General features: G+C 43.6%; 13 protein-coding genes and 1 pseudogene. 5 read left to right on the forward strand and 9 right to left on the reverse strand.

Annotation, left to right across the window (positions count from 1 at the left end):
• Nucleotides 1-25: 25 nt before the first annotated feature.
• From AC2D3N_RS15290 to AC2D3N_RS15300, 3 genes are read right to left on the reverse strand one after another with little or no spacing between them, the layout of a single operon-like run.
• Entirely contained in the window at nucleotides 26-229 is a 204-nt protein-coding gene (locus tag AC2D3N_RS15290; protein ID WP_484691378.1) for a hypothetical protein, read from the reverse strand.
• Entirely contained in the window at nucleotides 222-821 is a 600-nt protein-coding gene (locus tag AC2D3N_RS15295; protein WP_079681490.1) for a hypothetical protein, read from the reverse strand. Before AC2D3N_RS15295 ends, AC2D3N_RS15290 begins: the two co-directional genes overlap by 8 nt.
• Before the next feature lie 44 nt (nucleotides 822-865).
• A complete protein-coding gene (locus tag AC2D3N_RS15300; RefSeq protein ID WP_079681626.1) occupies nucleotides 866-2,122 on the reverse strand; it encodes an FIST signal transduction protein in 1,257 nt (418 codons plus the stop codon).
• Nucleotides 2,123-2,428: 306 nt separating this feature from the next.
• On the opposite strand from AC2D3N_RS15300, the gene AC2D3N_RS15305 reads away from it, so the two are divergent.
• From AC2D3N_RS15305 to AC2D3N_RS15320, 4 genes and pseudogenes are all read left to right on the forward strand, one after another.
• Nucleotides 2,429-2,650 (forward strand): Calvin cycle protein CP12, encoded by a 222-nt coding sequence (locus tag AC2D3N_RS15305; RefSeq protein WP_079681491.1) that lies wholly within the window; start codon nucleotides 2,429-2,431, stop codon nucleotides 2,648-2,650.
• A 108-nt stretch (nucleotides 2,651-2,758) separates the two neighbouring features.
• Nucleotides 2,759-3,379, forward strand: coding sequence for a DUF3177 family protein (locus AC2D3N_RS15310; protein WP_484691379.1), 621 nt, complete (start codon nucleotides 2,759-2,761; stop codon nucleotides 3,377-3,379).
• Between the two features lie 313 nt (nucleotides 3,380-3,692).
• Nucleotides 3,693-5,424, forward strand: a pseudogene (locus tag AC2D3N_RS15315) (diflavin flavoprotein).
• Between the two features lie 170 nt (nucleotides 5,425-5,594).
• A complete protein-coding gene (locus AC2D3N_RS15320; protein WP_079681494.1) occupies nucleotides 5,595-7,319 on the forward strand; it encodes a diflavin flavoprotein in 1,725 nt (574 codons plus the stop codon).
• A gap of 193 nt (nucleotides 7,320-7,512) precedes the next feature.
• Here AC2D3N_RS15320 and AC2D3N_RS15325 read toward each other — a convergent pair whose 3' ends face one another.
• The 6 genes from AC2D3N_RS15325 to AC2D3N_RS15350 all read right to left on the reverse strand — a co-directional run bounded on the left by AC2D3N_RS15325 (nucleotide 7,513) and on the right by AC2D3N_RS15350 (nucleotide 16,785).
• The gene (locus AC2D3N_RS15325; RefSeq protein ID WP_079681495.1) at nucleotides 7,513-7,917 is read right to left on the reverse strand and encodes a ribosomal maturation YjgA family protein; all 405 of its coding nucleotides are present in this window, start codon (nucleotides 7,915-7,917) and stop codon (nucleotides 7,513-7,515) included.
• Nucleotides 7,918-8,043: 126 nt separating this feature from the next.
• The gene (locus tag AC2D3N_RS15330; RefSeq protein WP_079681496.1) at nucleotides 8,044-9,360 is read right to left on the reverse strand and encodes a flotillin family protein; all 1,317 of its coding nucleotides are present in this window, start codon (nucleotides 9,358-9,360) and stop codon (nucleotides 8,044-8,046) included.
• Between the two features lie 63 nt (nucleotides 9,361-9,423).
• Nucleotides 9,424-10,716: a flotillin family protein gene (locus AC2D3N_RS15335; RefSeq protein ID WP_484693764.1), complete on the reverse strand. Its 1,293-nt coding sequence runs from the start codon at nucleotides 10,714-10,716 to the stop codon at nucleotides 9,424-9,426.
• A gap of 162 nt (nucleotides 10,717-10,878) precedes the next feature.
• A complete protein-coding gene (locus tag AC2D3N_RS15340; protein ID WP_484691380.1) occupies nucleotides 10,879-11,478 on the reverse strand; it encodes an NfeD-like protein in 600 nt (199 codons plus the stop codon).
• Between the two features lie 535 nt (nucleotides 11,479-12,013).
• Complete coding sequence (locus AC2D3N_RS15345) at nucleotides 12,014-12,496, reverse strand: TerB family tellurite resistance protein (protein ID WP_079681499.1); 483 nt, start codon at nucleotides 12,494-12,496, stop codon at nucleotides 12,014-12,016.
• A 215-nt stretch (nucleotides 12,497-12,711) separates the two neighbouring features.
• Nucleotides 12,712-16,785 (reverse strand): hypothetical protein, encoded by a 4,074-nt coding sequence (locus tag AC2D3N_RS15350; protein ID WP_484691381.1) that lies wholly within the window; start codon nucleotides 16,783-16,785, stop codon nucleotides 12,712-12,714.
• Between the two features lie 187 nt (nucleotides 16,786-16,972).
• Here AC2D3N_RS15350 and AC2D3N_RS15355 point away from each other — a divergent pair, with 187 nt between their 5' ends.
• On the forward strand, nucleotides 16,973-17,194 hold the full coding sequence (locus AC2D3N_RS15355; RefSeq protein WP_484691382.1) for a hypothetical protein: 222 nt from the start codon (nucleotides 16,973-16,975) through the stop codon (nucleotides 17,192-17,194).
• Nucleotides 17,195-17,292: the final 98 nt, after the last annotated feature.

Below are 17,292 nucleotides of genomic sequence, written 5' to 3' on the forward strand. Positions count from 1 at the left end.
TTATGGGAGACAAAGGAGTCTAAAACTAAAACCTAAAGGGTAAACTCTTTTCTTCCCCATTCCCCATTCCCCATTCCCCATTCCCCATTCCCCATTCCCCATTCCCCATTCCCCATTCCCCATTCCCCATTCCCCATTCCCCATTCCCCATTCCCCATTCCCCATTCCCCATTCCCCATTCCCCATTCCCCATTCCCCATTCCCCATTCCCTTCTCTGCGATTAAACATCAAAATAATCCCCAATATTACCGCTTTTTTCCAAGAGTTTTTCCAAGGTATCAAATTGAAACCAGAAGACTAAATTTCGATCTTGTAAAACCTGAATAACTCCCATTAAAGCAATTGAATATTTAGGAGATAAATTCCCTAATAATATCTGTCTTAGCTCTCCCTCTTTGTATTTAGGAATCATATAGGTAATTCCATATTCACATAGGGTACTAATCACTCCCATGATGCCATTATAAAAAATATTTCCCACTTCACTAAAAATGGCTTTTTCAAACGCTTCTTTATCTAATTTGCGCCGATCTTCACTTTCAATCAAATCAATTAATATTGTTGCAGTTTGTTTAGGAAATATCAGTTGAGTATTCCCTTGAAACTCTCCTGTAAATACCATTTCTACAGCTTTTAGTCCCTTGAAACTCACCTGTTTTTCCAACTGCATCGGTAACTGTTGCGGGGGGAATAAATCCACAGATAGTAACTTCAACTTGATCGGCGATCGAGAGATCATTTCTAACATAATATCTGCCCGCTCAATGCCGACTGTAAACAATTGTGTCAAAACCGAAAGCCGTTGTGAATCTTCCTGCATAAACTTCAAACACCGAGTTTTTACAAAGATCGAATCGATATTAATTAATAATTTTTTTGCCTAAAAATGCCAAAAACCGAGGTATAACCGTGTAGAAACGTGGCATTTCCCACCGGGCCAATTTCACCATTGCAAAAAAAGCCACTCAAGGGAATATTAAAATACCGTCGGAACAGTCGGGAGTCAAAATTCGCTTCTCCATAAAGTCCTTCTCCCCGTCCTAAACAGGAAAACATCAATGATCCGGCATTTGTGACTCCTTGGGGAAAGGAAGAAGCCTGTCGTTGATAACATTCTATTAATAATTCTAAATCTTCCGCCGAAGTACGAGCATCTCTGAGGTGAAATTGAATCCGTTGTCCGGGACGAACCCGATCGCCAATGGCAATCGCCCCAGCCCGGGGATCAACCCCAATTAAATTCCGAATTAAAAAATCCCCAGGTTCTAATTTCTGTTTAAATTCATCCCGCACCACCCCAACAAACAACGAATGTTGAGCCAGTTGTCGATCTTCTTCGCTTAATTGCTGTACCAGATCTTGCAATGCTTCTAAGGGAGATAGGCGCACAGAAACGGCAGAAGTGGTTTCCAGGGGGGAATCTTCCGATGGCGTTTCCACTTCCAAGACAATATTGCGTTCAGCCTGGGTGACGCGGTAGGGATGACCAATGGGGCGACAACCCTGGGCAACAATAGTTTCAATCACAATATTGCCATACAACGCCATGCCTACAATTTCTTCAGAGTGACGCTTGGAACCGGAAAATACCCCCGTTCCCCCTCCCATGGCTCCAGTGCTGGCTAGGCCTCCAACTTTTACCGAACCCGGGTAGGCATAATCCAAGCCTTGTAAAAAATCATTAATTTGACCAAAGTAGGGATCAACTAACAGGATAAATTGCGGCTGATCTTCCGGTTTGACACCAATTAACTCCACCCATCGATCCGGGGAACTATCCAAATCAGGCAAATCATCAGCAGATAAGTGAAACGGATGAATTTCAACACCAGGTAAATGGGCTAAGGTGAGACTCAGAGCGGGTTCTCCCTCAATTTCCTCCGCCTGGTAATCGGAATTCATGCCAATCACACCCCCGGCACCACAACCAATCAGGGTGGGAAGCTTGAGATGTTCTTGGAGTAAGGGCATCAGTCGGGAATATTCACTACTAAAGGCTGAGGAAATAAAGACTAAGCCCAGGTCTGGAGAAGCTCGTAAGGCATCTTGAGCAATTTCCACAACTTCCTTCACCGCCGCTTCTAAGGAAGGACGTTGAGATAAAGCACTGACCCAGCGCATAGGTTTAGTTGTCGATTCCGCCATCTTCGCCCTCCCTCAATAGTCTGCTCTCTTGTGCTAAGATAACAGATTGTGTGGAAATACAGCAGATGCAATGTTTGATCAATTGCGAATTTGGAAGCCCACACTACATCAAAATTGTCAGTGTAGGTAGTTCACACTTGAAACTTATGTATTACAGTAAGAAGGAAATCCAAACTTTAGCGGCATAGCCGGACAAAAAGGACAAAGTGGGTAGCCCTTACTCAATGTTCTCAAGTGGGATTAGAACCTGTACTTATGTAGATTAGATTAAACGCAAGGTTTATGAACAATATCAACGAACTCATCGAGAAAGAACTAGAGGAAGCCCGCACAGTCTGTGACGTCAGCGGCGCTACCTCTAAAGAATGTGCAGCAGCTTGGGATGCGGTGGAAGAATTACAAGCGGAAGCTTCACACCAAAAACAAGAAAAACCCAAAAGCTCTTTTGAAGTTTATTGCAGCGATAACCCCGATGCGGCTGAATGTCGGCTTTATGAAGACTAATAGGTTCCTTTTTCGGCTGTTTAGTTTTTGTTAATTGATAAGCAACTGAGAGTTAACTCAAGTTAACCCAGTTGCTTAATTTTTCTTTATTGGATTTAATAATTTAGGATGTTCAATTGTTTACTAGCCGTCGAATCTTCTTGGTTACAACCGTTGGTCTGGACGGACTATAGGCTGGCGGTTATATTTGCACTGATTATTCCCTTGGTGATCTTTGTTTGGGCTTTTGTTCAGAAAGCTGAAGCCATTCAACACTTAATGATCACCTATTTGCGGGTTGCTAGTTTGTTGATCATTAGTTTGTATTTAATGGTTGCTGCCCTCCCGATTGGTTTTCTGACGTTGCTGATGGCGCGGGTTTTAATTCCGATTTCCCTCTGGTTTTGGGTGGATCTGAATGAGGAAGTTTCAGAAATGCCCAATTCCGGTCTGAAGTCACTCTTTACTTCTTGGCGTTGGGCGGCGACGGTTTATAACTTTTTGGGTGCGATCGCTTTAATTCCGGTTTTACACTGTGGATTTTCCCAAAGTCAAAAAGATCTAATCGCGGATGCAACTTGCCGGATTTGGCTAGATCCTCCCTGGTTATATCGACAAACGTTCAGTCCCAATTTAACCCCCCAATTTTTAGGCTTTTTTGCCTTAGTCGGTTTGGCAGTTTATATTCTTTATTTGGGTTATTTTGTATTTTTTAAGTTAGGAAAACAGGGACGTTCCGCAATGGGATAAAAAAGAGAGAGTCGCCTTGGCAACTCTCCCTACCATCAGGGTGCATCTACATACCACAATATAACTTTTATTGGGTGAGGGGTCAAGCCCCCTATTTAAAGATTGTGTAAAAATTTGTTAGCAATTGTTAAGGTTTTGTAAAGATGGGAGCCGAAAAAGCCAGGGGAGCGAGGACACTCGCCAACCGTCAACAGCTTTACTTTTGTAAATCTTAACTAGGTGATAGGTTTTTTAATAAATCTTTACCATTAATCCGTGCCACAATAGAATAACAACTTAAAAAGTTATAACCAATTATCTAGGGAGGTCATGAATGGTAGCCCTCACTGATCGTGTAAAACAAAATCGTTTAACAATTGAAGTTCAAGAGATTGCTGCTGATACCACTGCTATTCGTTCCCTGGACTGGGATCGGGAAAGATTTGATATAGAATTTGGCCTGCAAAACGGCACAACCTATAATTCATTTATCATTCGAGGGGAAAAAACCGCCCTCGTTGACACATCCCATGCCAAATTCCGGCAACTGTATTTGGATACACTCAAGGGATTAATTAATCCTGCGGATATTGACTATTTAATTATTAGTCATACCGAACCCGATCACAGTGGCTTAGTCAAAGATATCTTAGAACTTGCACCTAACGCTACGGTTGTCGGGTCGAAGGTAGCAATTCAATTTTTAGAAAATTTAACCCATACGCCCTTTGAACGCCAATTAGTTAAAAATGGCGATACCTTAGATTTAGGAAATGATCATGTTTTAGAATTTGTCTCCGCCCCGAATTTACATTGGCCGGATACAATTTTTAGCTTTGATCGGAAAAGCCAAACCTTATTTACTTGCGATGCGTTTGGAATGCACTATTGTTCCGATCAAACCTACGATGAAAACTTAGCAGCACTTGAACCGGATTTTCACTTTTATTATGAGTGTTTAATGGCTCCTAATGCCCGTTCGGTAATTAATGCGATGAAACGCATGGAACCTTTAGGAGAAATTACCACGATTGCTACAGGACACGGCCCGTTATTACGGCATAATTTAGAAGAATTAAAAGGACGTTATTGGAAATGGAGTCACGAACAAACTAAATCTGAAACTGCTGTGGCGGTGTTTTATTTCTCCGACTATGGCTATAGCGATCGCCTCTCCCAAGCCATCGCCCACGGAATTACAAAAACCGGTGTTGCTGTCGAAATGATGGATTTACGCACGGCTGAAGCGACAGAAGTGCGGGAATTAGTGATGGGTTTCTGCGGGATTTATTATCGGAATGCCCCCGATTTCTGGCCTGGGTTCGGAACTCGCAGGAGAAACCATTAACACCATTATTGCATCCGCCCATAACAAACAATCCTACGGTTTATATGAGTCGGGAGGGGGAAATGATCTCTCATTATATCCCTTGCAAGTTAAACTCAATGACGCTGGATTAAAGCAAGCCTTTCCTTCGATTCGGATTACGGAAACTCCCCATGACACCACCTATCAAACCTGCGATGAAGCGGGAACAGATATCGGACAATGGTTGAGTCGAGATAAAACCGTTAAGCAGATGAAATCCCTGGATACCAACTTAGATAAAGCCCTGGGACGCCTAAGCGGTGGATTGTATATTATTACGGCTCAAAAAGGAGAAGTTAGTAGTGCGATGTTAGCCTCCTGGGTGAATCAAGCGAGTTTTCAACCATTAGGATTAACCATTGCAGTTGCTAAGGATCGAGCCATTGAAGCGTTAATGCAGGTTGATGATAAATTTGTGCTTAACATTTTAGCAGAAAATAATTATCAAAAACTGATGAGACACTTCTTAAAACGATTTACCCCTGGTGCGGATCGGTTTGCTGGAATTAATACCCAAACCGCTAATAATGGCAGTCCAATTCTAACAGAATCCTTAGCTTATTTAGAATGTCAAGTCCAAAGTCGGATGGAGTTAAGTGATCATTGGATTGTTTACGCCACCGTTGATAATGGACGAGTCAGTGATCCAGAAGTGCTCCCGGCGGTTCACCATCGCAAAGTCGGAAATCATTATTAACCTTGATTATTAACCTTGATTAGATCCCCCCTAACCCCGCCAAAAAGGAGGGAATCGGAGTCTTAAAGTCCCATTCAAAAGTGGGAAACAAAGTCTCAAAGTCCCCTTAATAATGGGATTTAGGGGGATCGATACTTAGGAACAATCAAAACTTTTTTTAATCCAAGATTATGCCTAATCAAAAACCACGGGATGTTCAAGTTTTTTTAATTGGAAATAACACAAAAGTCGTGCGATCGCGCACTTGGGATCGGTTAAAATTTGAAGTTGAATATTCCCTCCAACGGGGAACAACGGCGAACAGTTATATTATTGAAGCCGATCAAACTGCAATTATTGATCCCCCCGGAGAATCCTTTACCCAAAATTATATTGAAGCGTTACAAACTCGCGGGAATTTGGAACAGTTGGATTATATTATTTTGGGTCACTTTAATGCTAATCGAGGTGCGACATTAAAGGCTTTATTGGCATTATCACCTAATGTAACATTCGTTTGTTCAAATCCGGCTGCTTTAGCCCTACGAGAATATTTTGAAAACAAAAACTTAAAAATTTTAACCATCAAAGGAGAAGAAACCTTAGATTTAGGTCAAGGTCATCAATTACAGTTTGTTTTAACTCCTACTCCTCGCTGGCCTGATTCCCTTTTAACCTATGATCAAGCCACGGAAATTTTATTCTCCGATAAGCTATTTGGGGCGCACGTTTGTGGCGATCAAGTCTTTGATGAGGGCTGGTCAGTTTATAGCGATGATCGACGGTTTTATTATGACTGTCTTCATGCAGCCCAAGCCAAACAAGTTATTTCTATCCTCGATAAAATCAAGGAATTACCCCCGATTAAATTCTATGCAACCGGTCATGGGCCGTTAGTTAAACATGGCAAAACCGAACTAACAAATTTATATCGAGATTGGAGTGAAAAACAGAAATCTCAAGACTTAACTGTAGCATTATTATATGCCTCAGCCTATGGAAATACCGCAACAGTAGCCCAAGCGATCGCCAAAGGATTAACAAAGTCCGATATCGCCGTAGAATTAATTAATTGTGAATACGCTAAATCCTCAGAAATTCAAGAATCCCTAGAAAAATGTGATGGATTTATTATTGGTTCTCCCACATTAGGAGGTCATGCTCCCACTCAAATTCAAACCGCTTTAGGAGTGATTTTAAATACAGCTTCGACGAATAAATTAGCCGGAGTATTTGGTTCCTATGGATGGAGTGGAGAAGCAATTGACTTGTTAGAAAGTCGCCTAAAAGATGCGGGTTATAGATTTGGTTTTGAACCCATCCGAGTGAAATTTGCCCCGACGGATATCACCCTCCAAACCTGCAAAGAGGCCGCAATTGATTTTGCTCAAACCCTCAAACGCACCCAAAAACGCCGGGCATTTCGGCCTACGGCGACTTCTGCGGGGGCCGATCGCACCGCCCAGGCCTTGGGGCGTGTGGTGGGTTCCTTGTGTGTCGTCTCCGGGCGTCGGGGGGAGATGTACAGCGCCATGTTAGCGTCCTGGGTGTCCCAGGCGACCTTTAACCCTCCGGGGTTTACCGTGGCGGTAGCCAAGGATCGGGCCTTGGAACCCTTAACTCATATTGGCGATCGCTTTGTTCTAAATATTTTGCAGGAAGGAAAACAACTGCGAAAACATTTTCTCAAGCGATTTGAACCAGGAGAAAATCGGTTTGTTGACTTAGAAACGGAAGAAACATCGAGTGGTTGTTTAATCTTAAAAGATGCCTTAGCCTATCTCGATTGTGAGGTTAAAAATCGGATGGAATGTGGCGATCATTGGGTAATTTATGCCACGGTTCATCAGGGTCAGGTGTTGAATCCAGAGGGGGTTACGGCGGTTCATTATCGGAAGACAGGAACCCAGTATTAATTAGTTAAAATTGGGTTGATCAACATCTCTATAGAAACCCTGTTTCTTACCCCTATTCCTGATCAAAAGGGAATAGGGAATAGGGAATAGGGAATAGGGAATAGGGAATAGGGAATAGGGAATAGGGAATAGGGAATAGGGAACACCAGATAATAATTATGGCTGTTTCTTATCATGATTAAAATGTTATAACCTATTTAGGATTACTATATAACTTTAAATAGGATTTCAGATATTTTAATCCTAACCAAACCAATCCACAGCCAATTATATAATAGGGAAAATCCCACCAGGAAAAGGTTGTTCCGAGTAACAAACGACCCAATAAATAAGCCCGAATCCCTTCTAAAAAAGGCGGTTTCCAGAGTTGGGCAAATTCCAAACTAGAAGTCACAATAAATACCCAAAATGCCACCCATCCAGGGGATAATTTAGGATTAATTAAAACGACTAAAAGCACCCAAAACATGACATAAAACACCCCGCCAACAGAATTATTAAACCATAAATCCAATGGCCCTCGATAAAATTTACTCGCTAATCCAATCGGAATTAAAGCAATTAAACTGATAAAAATAATCCGTTGATATTGTCTCATCCTCGTAGTAAGCCCTTTAGGGCTATCTAAGATCCAGATTATTAGGCTTAAAAATACCTAAATTCCAAGTCAGGGCGAGGAGACCTCGCCCCTACGGTTTAATTTCCAGCCTTTTTTACAACAGAATTAGGGTTCTGAATTGGAGTCGGGGGAATTTTGGGGTACTGATTTTAACGGTTGAGGGACAATCGGAGGAATCGGTTGGGATGGGGAATGATTTCGACTCATGGTTTCAATGGTTTCTGCCACATCAATCCCAGTTGTTTGCTTCAATTCCGTTAAAAAAGCCGCCAACTTTGTCGCAGTTCCTCCTTGCTGACTATTGACAACGGTAACATTATCTACTGCAACTTCAGGAACCGTTTCCACAATGGTTTTTAACAATACTTCTAATTTTTGATACAGGAAAATCTCCCGGGCATTTGAACCCGCTAACTTCCAAGATTCAGCTAATCGCTTAGTTGCTTCCGCTTGGGCTTTTCCCGCTTCCAATATTTGAGACGCATTCCCTTTAGCTTCAGCCATAGCCCGTTTACATTGAGCCTCCGCAGGTGCTACCACATCCGCCTGTAACTGTTGTTCGACTTGCTTAATTCGGGCTTGCTGAACTAACACCTGAGCCTGGGTTTTTGCCACCTTAGAAGCCGTTTCTGATTCCGATTCCGCAATTACAGCTTGTCGTTTAGTCACGGCATCTTTAACCCGTCTTTCTGCCTCCGCTTTGGCAACTTCAATATCAGTTTCCAACTTTTTCAAAGACGTATTCTTTTCATTTTCTGCGGTTTGAATAATTGCTTCTGCATGGGCTTTAGCCTCAGCAATTCGAGAATCTCGGAATAAATCTGCCCGTTGTTTTCTCCCAATAGAATCCAAATATCCCACTTCATCAAAGATATTTTGAACCTGCAAGGTATCTAACACCAACCCCAACTTTTCTAAATCATCCTCTGCTTCCTCTAATAAACTTTTAGCAAAAGCTAATTTATCCCCATTCACCTGTTCCGGGGTTAAACTTGCTAAAACACCGCGTAAATTCCCTTCTAAGGTTTCTTTTGCTAATTGTTCAATCTCCTTCCGACTCTTGCCTAGTAACCGTTCAATGGCATTATGAATTGTCGGTTCTTCCCCGGCAATTTTAATATTAGCCACCCCTTCAACCGTTAACGGAATCCCACCTTTAGAATAGGCATTGGAAACTTTTAACTCAATAATCATATTGGTTAAATCCATCCGAAAAGCGTCTTCTAATAAAGGAATTCTAATGCTACTTCCTCCTTTAACTAAACGATACCCAACATCCTTTCCGCCTTCAACAGTGCTACGACTTCCCGCAAAAATCAACACTTCACTGGGTTGGCAAATATAGTATAGGTTGCGAATAATTAAAAATCCCGCCCCCGTTCCTAATCCTAAAACCCCTAATAAGGCAATGATAATTCCCATGTTTAAAATCTCCTAAAATATGTTGTTGCGCCGTTGTTGCGCTTAAGCGCAATCTTAAAGATGCTATTTTGCCGACAATTTAACCCCCAAAATATGCTCAACCGTTTCCAAAAACTGCCGGAAAATTTCAGGATAGATATTAACCACACCCGCAACAGATTTCCCATCCCCACTATCAATAACATTAATATTTTGTAACTTCACCCGGTTAGGAACCTTAGCCGCTTCCCGCAGAATCATTTCAATTTGTTGTAAATTAAATAATTCCGAAGCATCCGAGCCCGTTTCCTGCCAAACTTGATTTAATAAATCCGTTACCGTCGCCGCGGCTAAAGCATTTTCGGTTAAAGATGCCGCCTCTCCTCGGGCTCTTAATTCCTGCGCTTGACGTTGAGCATCGGCGGGTAAAACCTCATCGGATTCTAACCGTAACCGCTCTAATTCTGCCCTGACAGTTTGTAATAATTGTTCCGCTTTTGCCCGGGCTTCTTCCCCGGCTGCGGTGGTTCTTTCTTCTTCAGAACGGGCTTGTTGTTCTAATTCGGCTTTGATTTTTCTCAGTTCATTTCCTTTCTGTAAAACAATAGTTTGGGCTTGGGTTTTTGCCACTTCTGCTTGTCGCCGACAGTCGGCTTCAGTTTGTTCAGCTTCGGCCATGGCATTCGATTCGGCGATTTCCGCATCTCGCACAATTAAAGCAATTTGACGGCGACCAATGGAGTTGAGATAATCCACATCATCGGAAACACTTTGAATTTTTAAAGTATCTAATTGTAGGCCTAATTTTGATAAATCCCGGGAGACATCTTCGGCGATACTTTCGGCAAATTGTAGACGGTCTTCGTTTAATTGTTCTGGGGTTAAAGTTCCCACAACACCGCGTAAATTTCCTTCTAAGGTTTCCTTAGCAACCCGAGAAATTTCTGAACGATCGCGCTCTAAAAACCGTTCGATCGCATTTCCCACAATTTGTCGATCATTAGATATTTTAACATTAGCGATCGCCTGAATATTTAACGGAGTTCCTCCTTTAGAATAGGCATTTTTAATTTCCACTCGTACGGGCATTGTCCGTAAATCCATGGTTTTAACGGTTTCTAAAATCGGAATACACATTGTCCGACCGCCAAAAATTACCCGATAACCTAGTTCCTGTCCATCTTTATTTCGACGTTTACGACCGGATAAAATCAAAATTTCATTGGGTTTACAAATTTGGAGGAAGGTATTCAGAAACCAGAGAAAAACAATCACACCAAAAATAGAAAGGGCGACGGGTAAAGCCGTTCCAATACTACCAGAACTATTGTCAGGAGGAGTATCCGCGTTAGGAACTTGGGCAACTTCCGTGATCATCGGTGAATTGTGAATTTTGGGAATATAATTTTGGGTCATTTTTACTCCAATGAATCAGTTGAGAGGGAACTGGGAAATCCCCATGATTAAAATTAGGGGATTGGGAGAGTATTAATTATCTATTATCTTTGATCTTTTTGAGATTCTCCTCAATCTTAATCCTTAATTCAAGTTTTCCTCGGAAATGACTAAGACCTTATTATGACTTCTACCAACGACAAAAACTTTATCCCCTTTTTCAAAGCTATGGGTATCTTCGGTAATGGCGACAACATCTACCATGGATTCTTTCAGATATAATCGGACTTTACCTTTGCAGTTTTGATCAAAGGGAATTTCAACGGTTCCCGATAATCCAATCATATCTTCAGATAAAATTAAACTATTGGCTTGTTGTCGGTGCAGTTTGCCTAAAATTCCTACAATTATGGTTCCAAAGCTAACTCCAATTCCTAGGGAAATTGCAAAAATCACCGCCGGAGGGAGGAGAGGATTAAGTTTTGTTAAAAGAAATCCGGTTAAGCCAAAAAAACAACCGCCAAACGTCCAAAATCGTAACGTTAAAAAGGGGAAGTGAAACGATGGTTTAGGGGATTTTCGATAAGTTCTGGATGTAAGAGTTTCTGCATCCTTAGCGGGTTCAGACAGTTCCACATCCATCTCAAAATGAGTATCAAAATCGATCCCGTCCAGTCCAGCAAAGGCGGACAAAATCACAAAACCCCCGCCAATGGTAAGACAGAATAGATAGAGCGTCAGCATAATGGGGTTCCTAATATACGGAATAACCGTTTAAATACTTCTATTGTGACAAAAATGGGAGGGAATGTAATAGAAGAAACTCAAGGCAAGTTTTTTCCAAGTTGTTTACCCTTAAACAAATGCTGGAATTCTAATGACAGTTTGGACATCTCTATCACCTCTTGCAGAACCGTTGAGGATAACACAAGGGCTATTATCTAATTGAGGACAGAGAGTTTCTCGCATCTTGTAGTTCAGCTTGGAAACTCGGCTCTTTACGATATTGATAAAACGCGCTTTCCAACTTACTTAATGGCCACATTAAGGTTTCAGGGACGTACTGACCACCGCACTGTCCAAACCTGCTCAATATTTATCAGATTCAAAATTAGGTTAGGCGTTGCAAAATCATGGAATAATTTAGCCCCATTTGAACGACTTTTCAAAGGTTTAATCGCCAAAACATACCATATTTATACAACGCCCAAAATTTCCATCCCATACACTTTGAATTGTTTAGCGTTGGGGTTGAATATAGTTACTTAGAAGTAGATTACTAATAGGGGCTTTTCTCTGGATATAGCAGCTTAACACGCTTTTGCCGTAATGCTAATTCTTCTTGGTGTAGCTGCTCTAACTGCTCTACTATATCTTCTTCGACTCCTATAATAGAAGCTATTTGCCGAATTTTTTTCTTTTCATCTTCATGAAGTTTTCCATCAGCAGCAGAAGCACTAATTGCTGTGAGAAGTAAATCTCTTTGTGCAATAGATACTTGAGGAGAGCGAGCAATGACTTCTTCAATATCTTCATCTGCTTCGTATGCTTTTAGCTCTTCAATTACCCAGTCTGCTACTCCCCAGGATGCACAGAATCCAATAGCCCAATCTTTTTCTTCGCTTGAGAGAACTCCATCTCCTTTAGCGCAACATAAAACTGATTTCATATAAATGCAACAATCTTCATCCGTAGGGATCTCGCTAAAGCCAAAAAACCAATTAAATATCCAAGATTGACCAAGTTTTTTGATGTCAGACATGAGTTTTCCTTCTATTGACTAATTTTTTGTAAGTCTATTCCAGCGGGGAATTATGCTGAAATATTCTCACAACAATGTTCTCACAACTAGAGCAAAAATACAAGGACAGTTAGGACGGTTAGGACATTCAATAAAAAATAAGGATTTCATATTACTATTCTTGTTAAGAAAGTTTGCGGTTTTACGGAGATTAATCAATTGACTGTCCGAATTCCCTACTTTCTCCTCGGCCAAGGAATTTGATCCAGTTCAACTAACTTTTGAGAAACAGCCACTGCACCATATTGATTTAAGTGACTCGGATCAGAAAAATAATTATAATTTTGTAACCATTCGCTGGATAAATCGATAAAAGTGAGTTCCGTTTCTTGACTGATAGAGTGCATAAAATCCCTAAACTTTTGTTCGTAAGCCATCCGAATTTGATCCAAATAATCTTGGGTCAGGGGCATATTGACAAACACCAAATCAATATTTTTAGAGTCTACATATTCAATCAGATTTTTTAAAGCAGTGGTTTGTTTTCCCTCTAATTCAAACCCTTGATAGTCTCCATCATAATAGCCAGAAACTTGAGAATGATTTTTATAATAAACTTCAGGAATGAACTGAGTCGATAAAGGTAAAAATCCACTGGGTAAAAACTCAGAGGTTTTTAGGGATTGGTCATTAAAAGGTTCAGCTTCATCCACAGGGGATTCAATCTGGCTTTTAAACCCTTCTCCCCTGACTATAGACTGTAACAGAAATTGCAGGCGATCGCGTTGTCCATAAACCTGTGAATAGCCCACAAACTGTTGATTTAATTCCGTTTGAAACTGCTCAAAATTCAACTCTCCCTGACGAAACTTTCCAACCAAATTAGATTGCCAACCTAGAATAGATGGCTGCTTCTGCTCAATTTGGGGTTGAATCTGAAATCTTCCCTGAGAAATTTGTTGATAACCTTCCGAGGCAGAAATCGTTTCATAAGTCCGATCAACTCGACCACTATTGAGGGCGCGTACCCCGTCAGCTAGAATAATTAACTTGGGCAATTGTTCCGGGGGCAAAATCTGACGAATAATTAAATCAACAATTTGTAAAGTTGCCCCATTCACCCCAAAATTATAAACTTTTAACTCCCCATAACCCCGAGATTTTAACTCCGTTTCTAAAACTCCGGGATCAATCCCCCGTAAAGCCCTAGAACTCCCAATAATCATAATATCCGGGGGGCGTTTTTCCGTCAAAATAAAATGCTGATATCGAGCCAACTGTTCATCTAATTGGGGGCTTTTAAAAGTTGGATAAAGAAATTGAGCTAACTTACAGGCTTCTAACCCTAATTTTGTATCAGATAAATTGCATTTGGGGGGTTTGACCGTGGAAGAAATAAAATTACTTCCATTAAATATATTATTTTCTTTGGAATTTTTCTGACTTTCCGTAATATCTGATGCGACGATAATTTCCGAGTTTTTTTCCTCTAAATCACTGGGATTATCAGCAGTAATTACCATTTTCCCAACCCCATCCATGGGAATTTCTACTAACAATTCACCCAGGATTTTATCTACCTGTACGACGAATAATCCTCCCAAGGTTGCCCAAACTAAAGCTAAGGCAATTTTTTGATAACGGTGGGTTTTGCTGGGTCGGGAAACCATCATTGCCACCCGAGGGGCAAATAACCGGGTCGTCACCAACCCTTGAGCCAGAACTTCAGCCCCCCGATCTAAAACCTCTCGCCAATTGGGATAGGGGGGATTTAGGGGTCGAGAAACATCGACTTCAAGATGATCCAGGTTTAAGTCAGGACGCAGGACTAAACCATCGGGTAGGGATGACCTTTCTCCCAGGGTTTCGCCTTCCTCTGGGGGACTAACAAAATCAGGTAGGGCGGAGGGGACAGTATCAGGTTGACTGGTTTTTAAATAGATCCCGTAGCGCCACAGAGGAAGTTTCTGTCCTGAGCGACGGCCATAAATTCTCACCCCGGAAATCCCACTAATACGATGGGTGCGGAGAAATTGAGCAATCACCGGGGCCACCTGAGACTGGGACGGACAGGTAGCTCCCTCAGTCATGACGTGGAGTAATTCGGCTTTTTGTAATAGCAGTACCCGAATGCCCCCGGTGGCTAGTTTTAGCTCCAAATCGGGATTAATTAAACGACTCAGAACAAAGCGCAAGGCGGAAAGATTGCCCTGTTGGGCTAAGGTTAGGGCCGTAGGCTGGAGGTCAGAATGTTGGGCGGCGGGTAAATTTAACCAATCCACCCAAATCGGAGCACCCGGTTTAGATTGGGTGGCGGTGGTTTCTAAACCATAGACCGTGGCGGCGCAAATCCCTTGAGGAGCCAGGATATCCAATAGGGGGATGACAATATCCATCACCGCCTGTTTATCGGGAACCTGACGCCTGCGGCTTTTTGTTACACCAGTCGGTTGAGTAGAGACGTGCCATGGCACGTCCGTACAGAACAGATGCAGGGTGGATTCTTTCAGGGTAGTTCGGACTTCCACCTGCAATTGACTCAATGACAAATTAAGTAAGCAGGCGATCGCCTGTTCATCTCCCCAGCGTCCCCACTGTTTGAGAATCAGATCCGGTGGGGTTAAATCAATCCGTAACATCCAGTCGGGGGTAGATTCCCCCTGGACTTGCAACAAAATACAAGCATCCCGGAACCCTTCAAGCTGCAACTGTCGCAACCGTTGAGCAATGGGTTGAGCTAATAGGGAGGGATCGGGACTATAGGCCGATTCACACAACACCCACAGCCGCCTGCCCGATGGATTTGTTTCTGGTAGGGCTTCGCTTTTTTTCCCTTTCGGGAATTTTTCCCGAATCGTCACCTTCACCCCCACCCCCAATCCCCCTAAAATTTCGCTGAGGTAGCTGGCGATCGCATCAGGATACCCCTGACGCGCCAAACTTTCTGTCGAAACCTCTAGGGCAACAACTTTTGGTAGTTGCTGATCGGTTATGGATGGTTGTGTGTTAACAGCCGATGGTGGTGTAGGAGCAGTTAACTCCTGGGTATCAGGCAGGGAGGACACTTGCACCGCTTCAGGTGCTTCGGTGTTAAATTCCAAAGGCATAGAAGTGAAGGCCAGACCTTCATCTGCCAGGGAGGAAAACAGTTCAGGTTCGGGTTGAATCGTCTCCTCACCCCCCCCTGCTTCCCCTGCTCCCCCTGCTCCCCCTGCTTCCCCTGCTCCCCCTGCTTCCCCTGCTCCCCCTGCTCCCCCTGCTCCCCCTGCTCCCCCTGCTCCCCCTGCTTCCCCTGCTCCCCCTGCTCCCCCTGCTCCCCCTGCTCCCCCTGCTCCCCCTGCTTCCCCTGCTCCCCCTGCTTCCCCTGCTCCCCCTGCTTCCCCTGCTCCCCCTGCTTCCCCTGCTCCCCCTGCTCCCCCTGCTTCCCCTGCTCCCCCTGCTTCCCCTGCTCCCCCTGCTTCCCCTGCTCCCCCTGCTTCCCCTGCTTCCCCTGCTCCCCCTGCTCCCCCTGCTTCCCCTGCTCCCCCTGCTTCCCCTGCTCCCCCTGCTTCCCCTGCTCCCCCTGCTCCCCCTGCTCCCCCTGCTTCCCCTGCTCCCCCTGCTTCCCCTGCTCCCCCTGCTTCCCCTGCTCCCCCTGCTCCCCCTGCTTCCCCTGCTCCCCCTGCTTCCCCTGCTCCCCCTGCTCCCCCTGCTTCCCCTGCTCCCCCTGCTTCCCCTGCTCCCCCTGCTTCCCCTGCTCCCCCTGCTTCCCCTGCTTCCCCTGCTCCCCCTGCTCCCCCTGCTTCCCCTGCTCCCCCTGCTTCCCCTGCTCCCCCTGCTTCCCCTGCTCCCCCTGCTCCGTTCACAGGGGCGGGTGGAGTCAGTTCTTGAGGTTGAGAGCGTCTAAAAAGACCAGTGATTTTTGTTAAGGGGTTGTGTTTATGTTCAGTAATAGGTTGAGGAACTGCCGCTGGGGAGCTTTCAACGGACTTAGCGGGTTGAGCAGAAGCCTCCTGAAATTGTAATTCTGTATATTCGAGCTTGACTGTCCAATCCGGTCGTGCCGCCCCCAAACTGCGACCGGATAAAAAAATCTTGTAAATCGGTTGATTAGGCGGGAGTAAAGCCGTTAGATTTGTTTGGGTTAACGCCCCAGAAAAATTAGATGTAGCAATTTTTTCATCTGGACTGATCGGTGCTTCACACAAAACGTGTAAATGATTGCCACGCAAGCGAATTTGAACCTGCACATCCGCAAGTCCAATGGCTTTTTCTGCCCATTGGGTTAAAGCTAAACCCTCTCCGGTTAAAACTGTTTTATTAGCCTTCAAGTCAACTCCCTACCCCTACCAAACGGCTCGATTCGTGAATTTCATCCCATTGAACTCCAATTTCCGGGGTTAGTCCCGTGGTTCACCAAATGGGGAAACGACCTGTTATAATTCGACTACAATTCTGGCATGATTCGTCCAAAGTTTAGATCAACTCCCCGTTGTTGCGATGCGGCGCAAATTATCTATGCAACCCACCCCCACCAATGATCCCCTGGCAAAAAGTCCTGAGCGCATTGCTTTTCCCCAAGATTGGTTAGTAAGTTTAGCCACCACACCCCTATTAATAGCTGCACTCGGAACAAAAGCACTCCATGATTTTATGTTGAACCTCAGCACCAACAGCGAGGAAATTCTCCGAGGCGATCGCCTGCCAATTCTGCATTTTCCTCAATCCCAGGAAAAATAGAATAGAGAACGGTGACAGATTTGACTGCAAAGTTCCATGTTTTAGGAGAAATTAGGCAATACAATAACTTGATATTCTTGCAACACAGGAAAAGACGA

This window comes from Planktothrix sp. PLAVEN19ND (assembly GCF_057220675.1).